The 19,299-nt window shown below is 65.6% G+C and carries 18 protein-coding genes; 14 read left to right on the top strand and 4 right to left on the bottom strand.

Annotated features, from left to right (window positions below; translation table 11 throughout):
• Positions 1–107 precede the first annotated feature (107 nt).
• On the bottom strand, positions 108–848 hold the full coding sequence (locus E4L96_RS07530; RefSeq protein WP_135206599.1) for a DUF4124 domain-containing protein: 741 nt from the start codon (positions 846–848) through the stop codon (positions 108–110).
• Between the two features lie 76 nt (positions 849–924).
• Between E4L96_RS07530 and E4L96_RS07535 the strand changes: the two genes are divergently transcribed.
• From E4L96_RS07535 to E4L96_RS07585, 11 genes are all read left to right on the top strand, one after another.
• Positions 925–2,403, top strand: coding sequence for a B12-binding domain-containing radical SAM protein (locus E4L96_RS07535; RefSeq protein ID WP_135206600.1), 1,479 nt, complete (start codon positions 925–927; stop codon positions 2,401–2,403).
• 88 nt (positions 2,404–2,491) lie between these two features.
• Complete coding sequence (locus tag E4L96_RS07540) at positions 2,492–3,634, top strand: MlaE family ABC transporter permease (RefSeq protein WP_135206601.1); 1,143 nt, start codon at positions 2,492–2,494, stop codon at positions 3,632–3,634.
• Positions 3,631–4,485 carry an ABC transporter ATP-binding protein gene (locus tag E4L96_RS07545; RefSeq protein WP_135206602.1) on the top strand — a complete coding sequence of 285 codons (855 nt, stop codon included), beginning with the start codon at positions 3,631–3,633 and terminating at the stop codon, positions 4,483–4,485. Before E4L96_RS07540 ends, E4L96_RS07545 begins: the two co-directional genes overlap by 4 nt.
• 1 nt (position 4,486) lies before the next feature.
• Complete coding sequence (locus tag E4L96_RS07550) at positions 4,487–5,428, top strand: MlaD family protein (RefSeq protein WP_135206603.1); 942 nt, start codon at positions 4,487–4,489, stop codon at positions 5,426–5,428.
• Between the two features lie 15 nt (positions 5,429–5,443).
• On the top strand, positions 5,444–6,067 hold the full coding sequence (locus tag E4L96_RS07555) for an ABC-type transport auxiliary lipoprotein family protein (protein WP_135206604.1): 624 nt from the start codon (positions 5,444–5,446) through the stop codon (positions 6,065–6,067).
• Positions 6,064–7,200, top strand: a complete 1,137-nt coding sequence (locus E4L96_RS07560; RefSeq protein WP_135206625.1) for a VanZ family protein — start codon at positions 6,064–6,066, stop codon at positions 7,198–7,200. The genes E4L96_RS07555 and E4L96_RS07560 overlap by 4 nt, the downstream gene beginning before the upstream one ends.
• A gap of 59 nt (positions 7,201–7,259) precedes the next feature.
• Positions 7,260–7,577: a (2Fe-2S) ferredoxin domain-containing protein gene (locus E4L96_RS07565; protein WP_135206605.1), complete on the top strand. Its 318-nt coding sequence runs from the start codon at positions 7,260–7,262 to the stop codon at positions 7,575–7,577.
• Positions 7,578–7,585: 8 nt separating this feature from the next.
• The gene (locus tag E4L96_RS07570; protein WP_135206606.1) at positions 7,586–8,233 is read left to right on the top strand and encodes an alpha/beta hydrolase; all 648 of its coding nucleotides are present in this window, start codon (positions 7,586–7,588) and stop codon (positions 8,231–8,233) included.
• Between the two features lie 26 nt (positions 8,234–8,259).
• Positions 8,260–9,411: a D-alanyl-D-alanine carboxypeptidase family protein gene (locus E4L96_RS07575; RefSeq protein WP_135206607.1), complete on the top strand. Its 1,152-nt coding sequence runs from the start codon at positions 8,260–8,262 to the stop codon at positions 9,409–9,411.
• 58 nt (positions 9,412–9,469) lie between these two features.
• On the top strand, positions 9,470–10,288 hold the full coding sequence (locus tag E4L96_RS07580; protein WP_135206608.1) for a prohibitin family protein: 819 nt from the start codon (positions 9,470–9,472) through the stop codon (positions 10,286–10,288).
• 63 nt (positions 10,289–10,351) lie between these two features.
• Positions 10,352–12,847: an adenosylcobalamin-dependent ribonucleoside-diphosphate reductase gene (locus E4L96_RS07585; protein WP_135206609.1), complete on the top strand. Its 2,496-nt coding sequence runs from the start codon at positions 10,352–10,354 to the stop codon at positions 12,845–12,847.
• Between the two features lie 11 nt (positions 12,848–12,858).
• Here E4L96_RS07585 and hemN read toward each other — a convergent pair whose 3' ends face one another.
• The 3 genes from hemN to E4L96_RS07600 form a co-directional block, all read right to left on the bottom strand.
• Positions 12,859–14,253, bottom strand: coding sequence for an oxygen-independent coproporphyrinogen III oxidase (gene hemN, locus E4L96_RS07590; protein WP_229414291.1), 1,395 nt, complete (start codon positions 14,251–14,253; stop codon positions 12,859–12,861).
• Between the two features lie 28 nt (positions 14,254–14,281).
• Positions 14,282–15,466, bottom strand: coding sequence for an NnrS family protein (locus E4L96_RS07595; RefSeq protein ID WP_135206611.1), 1,185 nt, complete (start codon positions 15,464–15,466; stop codon positions 14,282–14,284).
• 131 nt (positions 15,467–15,597) lie between these two features.
• Positions 15,598–16,089, bottom strand: a complete 492-nt coding sequence (locus E4L96_RS07600; protein ID WP_135206612.1) for an Rrf2 family transcriptional regulator — start codon at positions 16,087–16,089, stop codon at positions 15,598–15,600.
• A 195-nt stretch (positions 16,090–16,284) separates the two neighbouring features.
• On the opposite strand from E4L96_RS07600, the gene E4L96_RS07605 reads away from it, so the two are divergent.
• From E4L96_RS07605 to E4L96_RS07615, 3 genes are read left to right on the top strand one after another with little or no spacing between them, the layout of a single operon-like run.
• Positions 16,285–18,573, top strand: coding sequence for a nitric-oxide reductase large subunit (locus E4L96_RS07605; RefSeq protein WP_135206613.1), 2,289 nt, complete (start codon positions 16,285–16,287; stop codon positions 18,571–18,573).
• A 60-nt stretch (positions 18,574–18,633) separates the two neighbouring features.
• Positions 18,634–19,050 (top strand): RrF2 family transcriptional regulator, encoded by a 417-nt coding sequence (locus tag E4L96_RS07610; protein ID WP_135206614.1) that lies wholly within the window; start codon positions 18,634–18,636, stop codon positions 19,048–19,050.
• Entirely contained in the window at positions 19,047–19,268 is a 222-nt protein-coding gene (locus E4L96_RS07615; protein WP_135206615.1) for a DUF2249 domain-containing protein, read from the top strand. Before E4L96_RS07610 ends, E4L96_RS07615 begins: the two co-directional genes overlap by 4 nt.
• The last annotated feature ends 31 nt before the right edge of the window (positions 19,269–19,299 follow it).

A 19,299-nucleotide genomic window follows, 5' to 3' on the forward strand; every position in this document is an offset into this window, starting at 1 on the left:
TGTTCGGATCTTGCTGCGTTGTCGACAAAGCGTTGTGTTTGTCAGCAGCAGAGAAACGAGATTATGGGCCTTCGGTCGCGACTCGTCAACACCTTTTTTGGGCCGTCTCACCGCATGCGCGCCGGGTCGAACTCCATCAAGGCGGACACGCCTGCCTCACCCTGCAGATCCGCGGAGCCGCGTTCGATGCGATTCGCGTTGTCGCCGCACCACTGGATCAGGTCCCGCGCCTTCTGGTTGCTGACCCACCCCAGCTGCGCCTCTGCCTGGGTTCGCGCCGTCTGCTCTATAGCCGCGCGTTCCTGGGGAGTGAACTCGTTCGCCAGGGCCGTCTGCGCCTTGCTGATCACGCTCTGGTTTCGCGAGAGCCATTTTTCCAGCGCCCTGGCGTAAAACATTTTATCGATAGCGCCGGTGCCGAAGCACATCGAACTGGACGACTCGAACAACGCCTTCTTGCCGAGCGCTGAACGGACACCCGGCGCCAGCAGCTCCTTCGCCGGCACCGGTTTCGCGGCGGGCGGGGCCGCAGGAGGTGGGGCGGTCCCCCGGGCGGGCTGTTTGACGCGCGCCGTTGCTGCCTGATTGGGCGCCTCTTCCCCCCACTCCTCATCATGCGGGTCAAGCTGCGGTGGCGCAGGCTTTGCCTTCTGCGCAGGCAGGATCGGCGTGGCCGGGGCGGGCATCGCCACACCCGCGCGCAGGACCTCGACTTTGGCGCTCGCCTCCAGGGGCGGGCGGTCCGAGTACGTCACCTTACCGTCGGGGCCGACGGATTTATAGACTTGGGCAGCGGCCACGCCCGCGACACCAAACAACGTCACACTCATCAGAAGACGCATCATCATTTGGCAACATTGCAATTTGGAAATCGAAATCGTACCGCAAGTCCAGCCCGTTTGTCCCCTTTAGTAGAATGCGCGGATGACGATCCTGCTTTCCACCCTCAACGCCCGCTACGCCCACGCCTCGCTGGGCCTGCGCTACCTGCTGGCCAACATGGGCGAGCTGAAGGGCGAAACGCGGCTGCAGGAATTCGTCATCGGAGCCAAGACGACCGAGATCGTCGAACGCATCCTGGCGCATGCGCCGCGGATCGTCGGCTTCGGCATCTATATATGGAATGTGGAGGAGACCACCCGCGTGGTCGCGATGCTCAAGCGCGTCGCGCCTCACATCACGGTCGTCCTAGGCGGTCCGGAAGTCTCGTACGAAACGGGCGAACAGGAGATCGTCAAACTGGCCGACTACGTGGTCACCGGCTGGGGCGAAGTCACTTTCCCCCAGCTGTGCCGCGCCATCCTGCACGGCCCGCAGCCGCTGATGAAGGTTCACGCCGGCGTGCAGCCGCCGATGGCAGACATCGCCCTGCCCTACGCGGAATACTCGGACGCAGACCTCGCCCACCGCACTCTCTACGTGGAAGCCTCGCGCGGCTGCCCCTTCAAGTGCGAGTTCTGCCTGTCTTCCCTCGACAAGACTGCCTGGCCGTTCCCGCTCGATGCCTTCCTCGCCGAACTGGAAAGCCTGTACCAGCGCGGCGCGCGCCTGTTCAAGTTTGTCGACCGGACCTTCAACCTGAACGTGAAGACCAGCATGCGGATCATGCAGTTCTTCCTCGATAAAATAGACGCCGCGCCGCACGACCCGGTCTACGCGCACTTCGAGCTGGTGCCCGACCACCTGCCGGACGCGCTGAAAGAGCAGATCGCGAAGTTTCCACCGGGCGCCCTCCAATTCGAGATCGGCATCCAGAGCTTCAACCCTGAAGTGCAGGCCAACGTCTCCCGCCGCCAGGACAATGCCAAGGCCGCCGCCAACATCCGCTGGCTCGCGTCGCAGTCGCACGCCCACCTGCACGTGGACCTGATCGCGGGCCTGCCCGGCGAAGACATCGACAGCTTCGCGCGCGGCTTCGACCAGCTATGGGCCCTGGGCCCGCACGAGATCCAGTTCGGCATCCTCAAGCGCCTGCGCGGCACGCCCATCATCCGCCACACGGAAAATTTCGGCATGGTGTATGACCCCTACCCGCCCTACACCATCCTGGCGACCGACCGCATTACCTTCACCGACATGCAGCGCCTGGTCCGCTTCGCCCGCTACTGGGACCTGGTCGCCAACTCCGGCCGCTTTACCCACACGCTGCCGGTGCTGCTGGCCGCTGCGCCGTTCGCGCAGTTCATGGCCTTTTCCGACTGGCTGTACGCGCACACGGACGCCACCCACCGCATCGCCCTGGACCGCCTGGCCAAGCTGGTGGAACAGTACCTGCGCGAGGCCCGCGCCTTGCCCGCGGAAGAAGCCCGCGCCCTGGTGGCGAGCGACATCGCCGGCAAGCACCGCGAGCCGCATGACAGCGCCGCCGCCCCGATACGCCAGGCCCGCCACCTGGCCGCCTGACGCCAGCGTACGTACAGTCCCGTGAACCCGGCGGCACGATAGCCGGGCCGCGTTGGCAGCCCATCCGAAAAGCTTTTACACTGGCGCAATGCGGATTGATAAAGCGCCAACTCTCAGCATCTCCCCCCAAAACGCCGGCGCGGCGCAATCGGTACTGGCCGAAGGCATCTGGCAGGTCCACGCCCTGGCCGACCATGGGCAGATCAAGGCGCTCACCCGCACTCTCGGCGCCCTCAAGCCCAGCGCCTCCACCATCGCCTGGGACCTGTCGCAGGTCGACAGCCTGGATCACATCGGCGCCCAGATGTTCTGGAATGCGTGGGGCCGGCACCGCCCCGCGCAGCTGACCCTCGCGCCAGGGCAGGAAGATATCTTCCACCGCATCGAGGCCGCGAGCATCACCGACATCCCCAAGGCCAAGCCCAGCCCCTTCAACCTGGTGATCAAGCTGGGGTTCGCGGTGCTGGCGTTCTGGGAGCACGTGCTGGGCTTCATCGGCCTGCTCGGCATCGTCACGCAGGACCTGTGGCGTTTCCTGAAGCGCCCGAGGGTCGGACCGTGGCGCGAGATCTCCGCCAACGTCTACCACGCCGGCTTCGAAGCGCTCGGCATCACCGCGCTGGTCGGGAGCCTGATCGGCGTGGTGCTGTCCTTTCTGTCGGCCCAGCAGCTGCGCACCTTTGGCGGCGATGCCTACCTGGTCAACATCCTCGGCATGAGCGTGATCCGCGAACTCGGTCCCCTGCTGGCCGCGATCCTGGTCGCGGGCCGCTCCGGCTCCTCCATTACCGCGCAGCTGGGCGTGATGCGCGTGACCGAGGAACTGGACGCGATGCTGGTGATGGGCATCTCGCACGGTTTCCGCCTGATCCTGCCGAAGGTGCTGGCCCTGGCCATTTCGATGCCGCTGCTGGTGGTGTGGACCGATACCATGGCGCTCCTGGGTGGCATGGTCGCGGCGAAGATCGAACTGGGGCTTTCGGCCCGCTACTTCGTCAGCAAGCTGCCGGACGCGGTGCCGATCGCGAACTACTTCATCGGCCTGGGCAAGGGTGCGGTGTTCGGCATGCTGATCGCACTGGTGGCCTGCCACTTCGGCATGCGCATCAAGCCGAATACCGAGAGCCTTGGCCAAGGCACCACCACCTCGGTGGTCACCGCCATCACCATCGTGATCCTGGCGGATGCCGTGTTCGCGATCGTGTTTTCCGGCGTGGGGTTCTACCGATGAGCGACTTCGTCGAACGCCGCGCCAAGCCGCGCCTGACCAAAAAGCCGGAGCACGAGGTCGGGCCGCCGGTGGTCGAGATCACGAACCTGACCACGAAGTTTGGCCGCACTGTGGTGCACCAGGACCTGAACCTCAAGGTCTACCAGGGCGAGATCCTGTCCATCGTCGGCGGTTCCGGCACCGGCAAGACGGTGCTGCTGCGCCAGATGCTGGGCCTCGAACATCCGAGCAGCGGTTCCGTGTGCGTGTTCGGCGAGGACATCTCGCACGCCGACGCGCAACAGCTGCAGCGCATGCGCAACCACTGGGGCATGCTGTTCCAGCAAGGCGCCCTGTATTCCGCGCTGACGGTATTCGACAACATCGCCCTGCCCATGCGCGAGCTGCGCGCGCTGCCGGAGGACGTGATCCGCGACGCCGTGCTGCTGAAGATGTCGATGGTCGGCCTGGGACCGGACCAGGCGGCCAAGATGCCGTCCGACCTTTCCGGCGGCATGATCAAGCGCGCCTCCTTGGCGCGCGCCCTGGCCCTGGAACCGCAGCTGCTGTTCCTCGACGAACCCACCGCAGGCCTGGACCCGGATCTTTCGGACAGCTTCGTGGAGCTGATCCAGACCCTGCACGCGGAGCTGGGGCTGACCGTGGTGATGGTGACGCACGACCTGGACACACTGTTCGCGCTGTCGCACCGAATCGCCGTGCTGGCCGAAAAACATGTGATCGCGGTCGGACCGGTCCGCGACATCCTGAAGGTGGACCACCCGTTCATCAAACATTTCTTCCTCGGCGGGCGTGGCAAACGCGCCGTGCAGGTGCTCGACAGCGAGCCCGCGCCGGGACCGGAGCACTGACATGGAAAACCGTTCGCATGCCCTCATGACGGGCTTCTTCACCATCGCGCTGGTCCTGGCCGCGATCCTGGCCGGCTTCTGGTTCAACCACGACAGCACCAAGCGCGTGCCTTACGTGATCGCGACCACGCAGTCGATCCCCGGCCTCAATCCCCAGGCCACGGTGCGCTACCGCGGGCTGGAGGTGGGCAAGGTAGACACCATCGACTTCAATCCACGCAAGTCGGGCGAGATCCTCATCAGCCTCCTGCTCGATCCGGATACGCCCGTCACCACCTCCACCTACGCGAGCCTGGGCTATCAGGGCGTGACCGGTATCGCCTACATCCAGCTCGATGACGAGCGCACCGGGTCTCCACTGCTCAAGAGCGACAAGGACCGGGTGGCCGCGATCCCGCTGCGCCCGGGCTTCCTCGATCAGCTGGAAAAGCGCGGCAAGGCGATCCTGGAACTGGCGGAAAGCTTCAGCCGCCGCGCCAACGAGGCGCTCGGCCCCGAGAACCAGGCCGCGCTGAAGTCCACGCTGAAGAACATGAGCGAAGCCTCGGAGCGCATTGCCCAGATTCCGGATGAACTGGAACCGGCGATAAAGCAGCTGCCGGAGCTGACCCGCAACGCCAACCGCGCCGCCGCCAGCGTGGCCAAGGCGGCCGACGACTACGACAAGCTGGCGGTCACCCTCAATTCGCCCGAGGGCCCGATCGCGCGCCTGACCACCACCGTGGACAAGGTCAGTGGCTCGGTCGAAGGCATCGCCGCCAATATCGAACTGCAAACGCTGCCGCACATCGTGTCCATGGCCGACGAGGCCAAGACCTCGCTGCGTGCGGTCAAGCGCACCGTCAACACCATCAGCGACCGGCCGCAAAGCCTTCTGTTCGGGTCTCCGTCCGCGCCACCGGGGCCGGGCGAACCCGGGTTCGCGCCGCCGCCCGCCAAATAAGAACAAGGAACCGTCATGAAACGATCGTCTCGCCTGCTTTCGCTGCTCGTCCTCTCGCTGTCCGTGCTGCTGGCCGGCTGCGGCTCCGCCTCACGCAAGTCCGTCGACCAGTACGACTTCGGTCCGCTGCCCGATGCGGGCGTCGCTGGCGCCACCATGCCCAGCAGCCTGCCTGCCATTGTGATTCCGGACGTGACCGGGCCGGCCTGGCTGGACACGCAGACCATGGTCTACCGCTTGAACTACGCCGACCCGCTGCAGGCCCGCCCCTACACCGCCAGCCGCTGGTCCGCCACACCGCTGCAGCTGATCACCCAGCGCCTCAAGTCGCGCATCGCGCAGTCGGGCGCGCGCGTGCTGTCCACGACCGATGCGTCGGCGGGCGAACTCCTGCTGCGCATCGAGGTGGATGACTTCTCGCACACCTTCGACAGCAACCAGCAGAACGTCGGCAGCGTGGTGCTGCGCGCCTCCCTGTTCGACGGCCGCAAGTTCCTGGACCAGAAGACCTTCGTGCGCAAGACTCCTTCCACCAGCGCGGATGCCGCCGGCGGCGTGCGGGCCCTGGCTGCATCGACGGATGCGGTGGCCGCGGATATCATGGCATGGATCTCGTCACTCCCGCTGCGCCGCCCATGACCGACCCGGACCCGGTGGCGCTGCCCGCGCCGGCCCGGCCGTCCCCGGTGTCGCGGGCCGCGCTGCTCGCCTATCTGCTGCTGATCGTCTACGCCAGCTGGTTTCCGTTCAGCGGATGGCGCAGCAGCGGCCTGTCGCCGCTCGCCTTTTTCAACCTGCAGATGCCGCGCTACTGGACCGCGTTCGACCTGATCGTCAACGTGATCGGCTACATCCCGCTCGGCATCCTGCTGGTGTTCTCGCTGTACCCGCGCCTGCGCGGCGCGTGGGCGGTGCTGGTGGCGGCCCTCCTTGGCATCCTGGTCTCCGGCGCGATGGAAGTGGTGCAGAACTACCTGCCCAGCCGCGTGCCCTCCAACCTGGACCTGCTCACCAATTCCAGCGGATGCCTGATCGGCGCCTGCCTCGGTGCGGCCGGTGCGCGCACTTACCTGGACCGCGGCCGCCTGTACCGCCTGCGCGCGCGCTGGTTCGGCACGCATGCGAGCCAGGGCCTGGTGCTGCTGGCCCTCTGGCCGCTGGCCCAGATCTACCCGCAGAACTACCTGTTCGGCCATGGCCAGGTCCTGCCGATCATTTCCGACTGGCTGAGCGAATGGCTGGACATGAACATCGACCTCACCACTATGATCCGCGGCGACACCGCGCTCACGGCCGAGCAGTACTGGCTGTCCGAGACCATCATCACCGCCTGCGGGCTCACGGGCGCGGTGCTGGCCATGCTGTGCCTCATGCGGCGCGGCGCACCGCGCGCCATCCTGATCGCCGCGCTGATCGGCGCGGCGCTGGTGTTCAAGGCCATGGCCAGCGCCGTGCTGTTCACGCCCGATAACGCGTGGGTGTGGATCACGCCCGGCGCGCAGGGCGGCTTCATCATCGGTGTGATCATGCTGTCAGGCCTGGTGTTCGCGCCCCAGGTGGCGCAGCGGCGTCTGGCCGTGCTCACGCTGCTCATCAGTCTCCTGGTGGTCAACACGATCCCGGCGAACCCCTACTTTGTGAATACGCTGCAGGCCTGGGTGCAGGGCAAATTCCTGAACTTCAACGGTGCGGCCCAGTTCCTGAGCCTTCTCTGGCCGTTTTTCGCGCTCTGGTACCTGCTGCTGCCCTCCCACAAGCTCAATCGCTCCTGATCCGGAGCCGGAAGCGCGTATCATTGCAGTCTTAGCCGAATGAATGAGCAGGTCCCATCATGAGCGATGAATCTTTTTACAAGCACCACGTCTTCTTTTGCATGAACGTCCGCGAGGACGGGCGGCGCAGCTGCGGCGAACACGGCGCCGCCGACGCGCAGAAGCATGCCAAGAAGCGCATCAAGCAGATGGACATGAACGGCCAGGGCAAGGTGCGCATCAACCAGTCCGGGTGCCTGGACCGCTGCGAGGAAGGCCCCTGCCTGGTGGTCTATCCAGAAGGCGTCTGGTACACCTACGTCGACACCGAAGACATCGATGACATCATCGACAGCCACCTGATTGGCGGGAAGCCGGTCGACCGTCTGAAAATCTGAAGCACTGAATGAACAAGCAATCCGAGAAATTCACCCTGCAAGGCGGGGCGGGCGCGATGGAGTGCGTGCTCGATATCCCCGAAGGCACACCGCGCGGCGTCGCACTGGTCGCGCATCCGCACCCGCTGTATGGCGGGGCGATGGACAACAAGGTCACAGTCACGCTGGCGCGCACCTTCCTCGCGCTCGGCTACGTGGCCGTGCGCTTCAACTTCCGTGGCGTTGGCAAGTCGGAAGGCGTGCATGACGACGGCCGCGGCGAGACCGACGACATGTACCTCATGTGGCAGCACATGCGGGCCCGCTTCCCGGACCTGCCGGTGGCGCTGTCCGGCTTTTCGTTCGGGACCTTCGTGCAGGCCACGCTGCAGCAGCGCCTGTTGGCCGAGGGCGCCCCGGCCGAACGCCTGGTGCTGGTCGGGACCGCGGCCGGCAAGTGGGCCGTGCCGGAAGTCCCGCAGGACACCATCCTGATTCATGGAGAAGTGGACGACACCATCACCCTGACCGCGGTGCTGGACTGGGCCCGTCCGCAGGACATCCCGGTGATCGTGATCCCGGGCGCCGACCACTTCTTCCATCGCAAGCTTGGCCACATCAAGACGCTCGTCACCCAGATGTGGCGCCGTCCGGACGAAACCGCCCTTTCCGAATAACCTTTGTTGAACCACGCTTTTACGACATGAAGAAACTGATTGCCGCAGTCGCCACCAGCGTACTGCTGATCTCCGCGCCCGTGATGGCGCAGACCGTCCCCGTTCCCACCATCGCGGCCAAGTCGTGGATCCTGCTGGATGCCACCTCCGGCCAGGTGATCGCCGCGCAGGATCCGACCGCGCGCGTGGAACCGGCCTCGCTCACCAAGATCATGACCGCGTACGTGGTGTTCGAGGCGCTGCGCGAAAAGCGCGTGACGCTGGAGCAGATGGTCAACGTCTCGGTGCGCGCCTGGAAGGTCGATAACTCCAGCTCCAAGATGTTCATCGACCCGGCCACGCCGGTCTCCATCAAGGACCTGCTGTATGGCCTGATGATCCAGTCGGGGAATGACGCGGCGGTGGCGCTGGCCGAGGCGGTCGCGGGCGACGAAGCGACCTTCGTCTCGCTGATGAACCGCGACGCGGAACGCATGGGCCTCAAGAACACCCACTTCGCCAATCCGCATGGCCTGCCGAGCCCCGAGAACTACACGACCGCGCAGGACCTGGCCACGCTGGCCTCGCACATCATCAGCGAGTACCCGGAGTTCTACAAGATCGACTCGATCAAGGAATTCACGTACAACAAAATCAAGCAGCAGAACCGTAATCGCCTGCTGTGGCTCGACCCGAGCGTGGACGGCATGAAGACCGGCCACACCGACAGCGCGGGCTACTGCCTGATCGCCTCGGCCCACCGCCCGAACGGCAAGATGGGTGAGCGCCGCCTGATCACCGTGGTGATGGGCACCAATTCGGATGCGACCCGCACCTCGGAAAGCCAGAAGCTGCTGAACTGGGGCTTCCAGAACTTCGACACCGTGCGCCTGTACAGCAAGGGCCAGCCGATCGCCGAACCAGAGATCTGGAAAGGCTCGCAGAGCACCGTGAAGATCGGCTTCATGAATGACGTGCTGGTGACGGTGCCGAAGGGCGTGGCAGGCAAGATGAAGCCGGTCCTGGAGCGCAAGGATCCGCTGGTCGCGCCGGTGGCCCGCAATGGCCGCGTGGGCACGCTGAAGATGGTCGTCGATGGCAAGCCGCTGCTGCAGCTGCCGGTGGTGTCGCTGGAAGATGTGTCGCAGGCCTCGATCATCGGGCGTGCGTGGGACTCGATGCGGCTCTGGATGAAGTGATTCCGGCCCGGCCGGGCAAGTACAATAGTTTCCTGTCAACATCAAGATAGGAGCTGACATGGTACGCGGCCCGGCTGTGCTGAAACTCGTTTATATCGTCGTCGCGGTGGTGGTGCTGCTCATGCTGGCGCCGTTCGCCACCGTCCCCTCCGGGCACCGCGGCGTGCTCACGACTTTCGGCAGTCCGTCCGAACAGGTCTACACCGAAGGCATCCACTTCCGCTGGCCCATCGCGCAGAAGATGAATCTCGTGAACGTCTCCATCCAGAAGGGTGAGGGCGAAGGCGAGGCGGCCTCCAAGGATCTGCAGACGGTCCACACCCGCGTCGCCATCAATTACCACGTGCGGCCCGATGCTGCGGTCACCGTGTTCCGCGACCTCTCCAACGAGCCGGGCGAACGGATCATCGTGCCGGCGGTGCACGAGGCGGTGAAGGCTGTCACCGCGCGCTTCACGGCCGAGGAGCTGATCTCCAAGCGCGCCCTGGTCCGCGACGACATCGTGACCGCGCTGCGCGACCGCATGGCGCGCCATGGGCTGGTGGTCGATGAATTCTCGATCATCAACTTCAACTTCTCCAAGACCTTCAATGAAGCCATCGAAGCCAAGACCACGGCCGAACAGCTGAAGATGAAGGCGGAGCGCGACCTGCAGCGGATCGAGGTGGAAGCCCAGCAGCGCATCGCCCGCGCGAAGGCCGAGGCGGAGTCGCTGGCCCTGCAGCGGCAGCAGGTCACGCCCGAACTCCTGCGCCTGCGCGAAACCGAAAACCAGGCCCGCGCCATCGAAAAGTGGGACGGCCACCTGCCCACCACCACCGGCGGCGCCATCCCCTTCATCAATGTCGCTGGCGCGCGCGAAGCGGCCAGGCCTTAAACCGGCTTAAGGACATTCCGTCCGCATTCGGGGATAGTCGTTCTGATCACACAGGACGACTCCATGAATGCCAATGTCAATGCCAAAGAAACGATAATCGGCGCGCCGCTGCTGCCTCCGCAGGAGGTATCGGTGGACGTGCTGCTGGAAAAATACGCCAAGGGCGATGAGCGCGACGTCGCGGACGTGCGCGCACGCGTGGCCCGCGCCCTCGCCTATCTCGAACCCGAACCGGATCGCGCGCGTCATGAGGTGCGCTTCCGCTGGGCCCTCGATCACGGCTTCGTGCCTGCGGGGCGGATCAATTCCGCCGTCGGCCTGGGCATGAAGGCCACGCTCATGAACTGCTTCGTGCAGCCGGTCGGCGATGCCGTCACCGGGGAGCAGGACGGCCTGCCAGGCATCTACACGGCGCTGGCGGAAGCGGCGGAGACCATGCGCCGCGGCGGTGGCGTCGGCTATGACTTCAGCGCCATCCGCCCCGCCGGGGCCCGGGTGCGCGGTACGCAATCACGTGCGTCCGGGCCGGTGTCGTACATGGAGGTGTTTGACTCCTCCTGCCGTACGGTGGAATCGGCGGGCGCGCGGCGCGGCGCGCAAATGGGCGTGCTGCGGATCGACCACCCGGACATCGAACGCTTCGTGGCCGCCAAGGACCAGGGCGGATTCTCGAACTTCAATCTCTCGGTCGCGGTGACGGACGCGTTCATGCACGCCGTGGTCACCGACCAGCCGTTCGAGCTGGTCCACGCCGCCGAGCCGGGCGCCGACGACATCGCGGCCGGCGCGCACCAGCGCGAAGATGGCCTGTGGGTGTACCGCGAGGTCCGCGCGCGTGAGCTGTGGGAGCGCATCATCCACTCCACCTACGACCACGCTGAACCCGGCGTCCTGTTCATCGACCGCATCAACGCCGAAAACAACCTGTACTACGCGGAGGAGCTGCGCGCCACCAACCCGTGCGGCGAACAGCCCCTCCCCGCCTACGGCTGCTGCGACCTCGGTTCGCTGAACCTGACCTGCTTCGTGCGCGATCCATTCGGCGCCGCGCCGGAGTTCGACTTTGCGCAGATGCGCGAAGTGGCAGCGGTGGCGGTGCGCATGCTGGACCTGGTGCTGGACGCCACCGAGTGGCCGCTGCCGCAGCAGGCCGAGGAAGCGCGCACCAAGCGCCGCGTAGGCCTCGGCTTCCTGGGCCTGGGCAGCGCACTGGTGATGCTTGGGCTGCGCTACGACGCCAATGCCGGCCGGGTGTTCGCCGCCCGCGTCGCGCGCGAGCTGCGCGATGCTGCGTATGCGGCGTCGGTGGAACTGGCCAGGGAGAAGGGCGCGTTCCCGCTGTTCGATGCGGAGAGCTACCTGGATGGGCAGTTCGTGCGCCGCTTGCCGGACGAGCTGCGCGCCGCCATCGCGCAGCATGGCATCCGCAATTCACACCTGCTGTCGATCGCGCCCACCGGGACCATCACGCTGGCGTTTGCGGACAACGCGTCCAACGGCATCGAGCCCGCGTTCTCGTGGGTCTACCAGCGCCGCAAGCGCATGCCGGATGGGTCGTTACGCAGCTACGAGGTGGCGGATCACGCCTGGCGCCTGTACCGGCACCTTGGCTTCGACACCGCCGAACTGCCGCCGCAATTCGTCACCGCGCTGGAGATGACGGCGCTGGACCATCTGCGCATGATGGAGGCGGTGCAGCCGTTCGTGGACACGGCCATCTCCAAGACCGTCAACGTGCCCGAATACTATCCCTTCGAGGACTTCCGCGACCTGTACACGCTGGCATGGCAGGGTGGGCTCAAGGGCTTGGCCACTTACCGCCCCAATTCGGTGCTGGGCAGTGTGCTGAGCGTGGCGCCTACTACCCCCGTTCCTGCGGCATCGGCCGTGGTGCCGGATGACGACCCGTTGCGCAAACGCTTCGACACGCGCCCGATCGGTGAACTGGATTCAGTGACGTCCAAGGTCGAGTACTGGACACAGGAAGGCAAGCGTGCCGTCTACCTGACGGTGAGCTTCATCCGCGCCGAGGGCGCCTTGGATGGGCAGCCGGTCGCCATCGAGCGGCCATTCGAATTCTTCATGCCGGCCAACCAGCGCAGCGACGGGCAGCAGTGGATCACGTCGTCCATGCGGCTGCTGTCGATGGCGGCGCGCGCAGGCGGCTCGGTGGCCAAGGCGCTGGCCAACATGCGGGAGGTGGTGTGGGAGAAGGGGCCGGTGCGCTGCGGCCACCTGACGCGCGAGGATGGCGTGCAGGTGCCGGTGTATCACGACTCCGAGGTCGCGGCGATCGCCTTCATGCTGCAGCGGATGCTGATCCGGCGCGGTTTCCTCGATGCGCAGGGCAACCAGGTGCCGGTGGCGGACCTGGCGCGCGTCTTTGCGGAGCGCGGCGCAGCGGCGGTGGCGGTGGCCAGCGCGCCGGTGCCGTCCAGTGGTGATGTGCCGAGCTACGTCCCGGTGGCCAAATGCCCGGAATGCGGTGCCCGCGCGCTGCGCAAGGTGGATGGCTGCACGCGCTGCACCGAGTGCCACTACGTTGGTGGCTGCGGCTGAGGCCCCGGCCTTTAAATCGTGCGCGAATACTGCATGCGGGTCAAAGGAATGGCCCGCGGCTTCCCGAAGTACTTATCGAAGACCATGCAGATATTGCGGATCAGGAGGCGGCCTTTCGGCGTGACGCGAATGCCTTGCGCATCGAGGTCGAGCAACCCGTCCTGTGCCATCGTCTCAAGCTTCGGTAATTCGGGAGCAAAGTACTCTCCGAAATCGATGCCGCGCCGCTCGCCCAGCGCCCGCGTGTCCAGCGCAAAGTCGCACATCAGCTGCTGGATCACATCGCGACGCAGGAAGTCGTCCTCGTTCATCGCCAGGCCGCGCGCCACGGGCAGCTCGCCCTTGTCGATACGGGCGTAATACGCTTCCAGCGACTTCTCGTTCTGCGCATAGGTGCCGTCCACCGCGCTGATGGCCGACACGCCGCACGACACCATGTCGGTATCCGCATGCGTGGAATAGCCCTGGAAATTGCGGTGCAAGGTGCCATCGCGCTGTGCGCGCGCCAGCTCATCGTCCGGCCGCGCGAAGTGGTCCATGCCGATGTAGACATAGCCCGCCGCCGTCAGGCGTTCGATGCACAGGCCCAGCATGGCCAGCTTGGTCGGGGCATCCGGCAGGTCCTCGTCGCGGATCAGCTTTTGCGACTTGAACATCTGCGGCATGTGTGCGTAGTTGTAGACCGAGATGCGGTCCGGCGCCGCGGCCACCACCTTGTCCAAAGTGCTCGTCATGGTCCGCGTGTTTTGCAGGGGCAGGCCATAGATCAAGTCGATGCTGATCGAGCGGAAGCCCGCTTCGCGTGCGGCGGTGATCGCATCCACCGTCATCGCCTCCGGCTGGATGCGGTTGACGGCGCGCTGCACATCGTCGTCGAAATCCTGCACGCCGAGACTCAAACGATTGAAGCCCTGGCGGCGCAGGGAGCGGATCCGCTCCGGGTCCACCGTGCGTGGATCAATCTCGATGGAATACTCCCCAGTAGTATCTGGCGCAAAGTCGAAACGCGCGCGCATGTAATCCAGCAGATCGCCCATCTGCTCATCGCTCAGATAAGTCGGCGTGCCGCCACCGAAGTGCAGCTGTTCGACCCGCCCCTTGCCCGCAAACAGCGCGGCCTGCATGTCGATCTCGCGCTTCAGGTAGCCCAGGTAGATCACCGCCTTCTCGCGGTTGGTGGTGATGATCTTGTTGCACGCGCAGTAGTAGCACAGCGACTGGCAGAACGGGATGTGCACGTACAGCGACAACGCGCGGCCGCCCGGCTTGAGGCGCGTGGCGGCGCTGGCGTAGTCCGGCGCGCGGAAGGCGTCGGTGAAGCGGTCCGCGGTGGGATACGATGTGTAGCGCGGGCCGTTCTGGCTCATGCGCGCAATAAGGTCGGCATCGAATTCGATGGCATGCATGGTGTGACTCCTTGGTGCCGTCGCCTGATCAGCCTTCACGGCCATCCGCACGCGGTGCGGTCAGGTAGGGCAGGTAAATCGAGAGGTAGGTGACGAACGCGGTGCTCCAGCAGGCTGCGGCCAGCACCAGCAGCGGCGTGCGGGCGTCCGGCAGGATGGCGGCGGCAAAGCGCACCACAACGGCAGCTTGCACCAGCGTGTACATCAGCGTCTCGCCGCGGCCTGCCTTGAGCGGACGGCCGGTGTGGCCCAGCGCGGTGCGCGTGATCATGCCGGCGATGAGACCGGCCAGTGCGCCCACGGCCAGCACGTGCACCGCGGCGCTGAGCGCGACCACGCCGAACTGCGCCAGCGCGAGCAGTACAAAGCCAAGCGGAATCCAGGCGTACGAGATATGCAGGATCCACACCAGCGGATTGCGCCAGGTGCGCCACGGCTGCCAGCCGATCAGGCGCAGGCCCTGGGCCGCGGCGGCGGAGAGCGCGAACCCGGCCACCATCGGTGCGGGCAGGCCGCAGGCCCACACCAGACCTGCGACGGCGGTGAAGCCCAGCGCGATCTTGTCGCGGCGCGCATCCTGCACCGGCTTGGTGCCGGGGACGCCGTTGGCGGTGAACATGGGGATCACGCGCCCGCCGATGACGACCTCGATCACCACCACCAGCATGATGGCCGCATGTACAGGGCGCAGCGGATCGACGGCTAGCCAGCCTTGCGCGGCGGCGTGATAGAGCACATTCGACAAGGTGAGGAGGCCGAGCAGCACGATCAGGAACATGTTGCGGCGATTGCCCGACTCCTTGAGCACGCGGTACAGCGGATATCCTGCCACCGGCAAGAAGGCCACATCAACCAGCACCGCCAGCAGCGGCGGCGCGGCCAGCATGGCCACGCGGCCCGCCAGCCACACGCCCGCGATGGCGGCCAGCTGCTTGCCGCGCGGGGTCCACAGGCCGGTCCAGTTGCGGCCCGCTGTGTACAGGAAGCCAATCACCACGGCCAGGACGAAGCCGTACACCATCTCGTGCATGTGCCACAGCATGTCGATCCGCGCGGGCATGCGCAGGCCGGCCTGCGCCGCGACCCACAGCGGCACGCTCAACGCGGCGAAGGCGGCGGCCAGCAGGTAGAACGGGCGGAAGCCCAGGGCAAACAGCGCCGGCCCACCGGCGTCGCGCGGCGTCCGCGCTTCTTCAATCGTCAGGAGTGACATGTGAGGCCTCGTCTAAAAGATGCATTTACGGAGCATCTTAAGACTGGCCCATGGCAGCCGCAATCGCAAAAAGTCCAGATTGTGGCGCCGCTAAAGCTTTTCGTCAGCGCTTGATCTGGATCATTTACGGACTAGGCGCTCTTGCGGCGTACTGTGGTGATCTTCACCGGCACCGCCTTGATGGCACCGGGCACCGCGCCATGCTTGCCCTTGCGCGGAACCTCGCGCTTGACCATGTCCGCCAAGGTGGCGCCATCCAGCTCGCGCATGAAGCTGTCCGTGGCGCGCCCCAGCAGGGACTTGAGCGCACAGGCGGACGAATACGCGCAGGCCGCAGCCGATTTGTCGAAGCAGGCCGCCATGTGGAAATCCGTCTCCGTATGCCGCACCACCTCTCCGATCACGATGTCCTCCGGCTCCATGCCGAGCCGCAGGCCGCCCGCGCGCCCGCGCACTGTTTCGACATAGCCGAGATGGCCGAGGTGGTTCACCACCTTGGTGAGGTGGTTGCGCGCGATGCCGTGATCGTCCGCGATGTCGCTAATGGTGACCAGGCGGTCCCGGTTCATCGCGAGATACATGAGGGTACGAAGGGCGTAATCAGTGAAGGAAGTGAGTCGCATGGGGTGGCCCTGGTTGATCCGCGTTGCATGGAGACGGCATGAATTCTACGCCCAGACGATCTAGATCAAGGACATCGCATAAACATGTATTTGAGGTGCCTCAAATCGAAAACATGCACCTAGAATCCACCTTAACCGCACCCGGCAGCAAATCTGCCAGTGCGAATTTTTGATCATTCAACAAGGACAATAGCCATGCATGCGACACGCAAACTATGGACCTGGCTTGCGATCATCTGCGTACTTTCCTTCGCCACGCTGCTGTTCGTGGGACGGGAAATCTACCTGAAGGCGCCGCCAATCCCGCACACCATCCAAGACACCAACGGTCATGCCCTGTACTCGGGCGACCAGGTCAAGCTCGGGCAACAGGCCTGGCTGTCCGCCGGCGGCCAGCAGCTCGGCACTGTGTGGGGCCACGGCAGCTACGTGGCGCCCGACTGGTCGGCCGACTGGCTGCACCGCGAGGCGCTGGCCCTGCAGGATATCTACGCCAAGCGCGATTACGCCAAGCCCTACGCCAGCCTGGACGCCGCCGAAAAAGGCCGCGTCGACGCCCTGGTGAAGGGTGAACTGCGCCGCAATTCGTACGATGCCGCCACCGACACCCTGACCCTGTCGAACGACCGGGCCGCCGCCGTGCGCGCCGTGGCAGAGCACTACATCGCCCTGTTTGGCAGCGATCCGAAGCTGGACAAACTGCGCGAACAGTACGCGATGGCATCCGGCTCCCTGCCGAACGCCAATGAGCGCGACGCGCTGACCGGCTTCTTCTTCTGGTCCTCGTGGGCCGCTGCCGCCGACCGCCCGGGCGAGACCGGTCTGTCCTACACCAGCAACTGGCCGCACGAGCCGCTGGTCGGTAACACCCCGACCGCCGGTGCGGGCATCTGGTCGGTCGCGTCCATCATCCTGATGATCGGCGCTATCGCCGGCATGATCTTCTTCCACTCCCGCGAGAAGGAAGAAGACGATCCGGCCCCGCCGAAGGACGACCCGCTGTTCAACCTGAAGGCCACGCCTTCGATGAAAGCGACCCGCAAATACTTCTACGTGGTGATTGGCCTGATTCTGGCGCAGGTGGGCCTGGGCGTGGTGACCGCGCACTACTCGGTGGAAGGCCACAGCTTCTTCGGCATTCCGCTGGGCGACGTGCTGCCGTTCACCGTCAGCCGCACCATGCACACCCAGTTCGCCGTGCTGTGGATCGCCACCGCGTGGCTGGCCACCGGCCTGTATATCGCCCCGGCCATCTCGGGCTACGAGCCGAAGTTCCAGAAGCTGGGCGTGAACGTGCTGTTCTACGCGCTGCTGTTCATCGTCGTCGGTTCCACCGTCACCGGCTGGCTCGGCACCCTGCAGCACCGCGGCGTGGACTTCGCCTTCTGGCTCGGCAACCAGGGCCTGGAATTCACCAGCATGGGCCGCATCTGGCAGTACCTGCTGTTCGTCGGCCTGCTGTTCTGGGCCTTCCTGCTCGGCCGCGGCCTGTGGCCCGCACTGCGCAAGCCGTCCGAGAGCCGTGGTCTGATCGCCATGGTGTTCCTGGCCGCGCTGTGCATCGGCGGCTTCTACGCCACCTCGCTGACCTGGAGCCAGCACACCCACTACTCGATGATCGAGTACTGGCGCTGGTGGCTGGTCCACCTGTGGGTGGAAGGGTTCTTCGAAGTCTTCGCCACCGCCGTCATCGCCCTGCTGTTCACCCGCCTGGGCCTGATTCGCGCCGCCACCGCCAACAGCGCCATCGTGCTGGAGACCATCGTGTTCCTGTTCGGCGGCATCCTGGGCACCCTGCACCACCTGTACTTCACCGGCACCCCGACCGCGGTCATCGCGATCGGCGCCATGTTCTCGGCGCTGGAAGTGGTGCCGCTGTCGATGATCGGCGTGGAAGCGTACCGCAACTACCAGCGTTCCAAGGCCGCACCGTGGGTCGCCAACTACAAGTGGGCCATCCTGTGCTTCATTGCCGTGGGCTTCTGGAATACCGTGGGCGCCGGCCTGCTGGGCTTCTCGATCAACACCCCGATCGCGCTGTACTACATGCAGGGCCTGAACATGACCGCGGCCCACGGCCACGCTGCCCTCTTCGGCGTGTACGGCATGCTGGGTATCGGCCTGATGCTGTTCTGCCTGCGCGGCCTGTCCGACCGCCTGGCCTGGTCCGACAAGCTGCTGGCCCCGATGTTCTGGCTCCTGAACATCGGCCTGGCGATGATGGTCTTCATGGCGCTGGTCCCGGCAGGTATCTACCAGGCCTGGGCTGCGATCTCCAAGGGCATGTGGTTCGCCCGCTCGCCGGAGGTGATCCACTCGCCGTTCATGGAGAACATGGTGTGGCTGCGCGTGCCGGGTGACATCGTGTTCGCCATCGGCTGCCTGTTCCTCGCCCTGTTCGCCGTGCGCCTGCTGACCAAGGCACGCAAGCAGGAGACGGTGGAAGCCATCGCCAAAACCGCCGTAGCGAAAGAAGCAGCGTAACCCCCGAACGCCGGCGCGACCCACAGTCCCGCCGGCGTTTTTGCTTTATGGAGGCTCATCATGAGGCTCACCGAACACACCGACTATGCCTTGCGCGTCCTGATGTACCTGGGCGGCACCGGCGACCGGCTGGCCACCATTGAAGAAGTGGCGGACATGCACGGCATCTCGCGCAATCACCTGACCAAGGTGGTCCACCGCCTGGGGCGCGCGGGCTTCGTCAAGACCGTGCGCGGACGCGCCGGCGGCATGCGCCTGGCGCGCGATCCGTCTTCCATCATGGTGGGCGAGGTGGTGCGCGTGACCGAGCCTGATTTCCGCATCGTCGAATGCCTGGACGACGAGAACAACGAATGCCCGATCGCCTCCACCTGTGCGCTCAAATGCGTGCTCGGGAAGGCCACCAACAGCTTCCTGCGGGAGCTGGACCGCATTCCGCTCTCCAGCGTGATGCAGCAACCGAAGCTCCTGACATGAGCGCGGCCCCTCTCGACCTGCGCGGCCTGGAGCCGCCGGAACCACTCGAACGCACGCTCGATGCGCTCGACTTTCTCACCGACGGCGACGCGCTCGTGATCCTGCTGGAACGCGAACCGCATCCGCTGTACCGCATCCTGCAGCGCAACGGCTACCGCTACGAAGCCGAGTGGCGCACGCCGGGCTGCTGCGCGATCACGATCCGCCGGGCCGCGTAAGTGCGGCGCGCGCTGGACTTTTCCCATACTC

The organism is Zemynaea arenosa (assembly GCF_004614185.1).
Lineage (GTDB): Bacteria > Pseudomonadota > Gammaproteobacteria > Burkholderiales > Burkholderiaceae_D > Telluria > Telluria arenosa.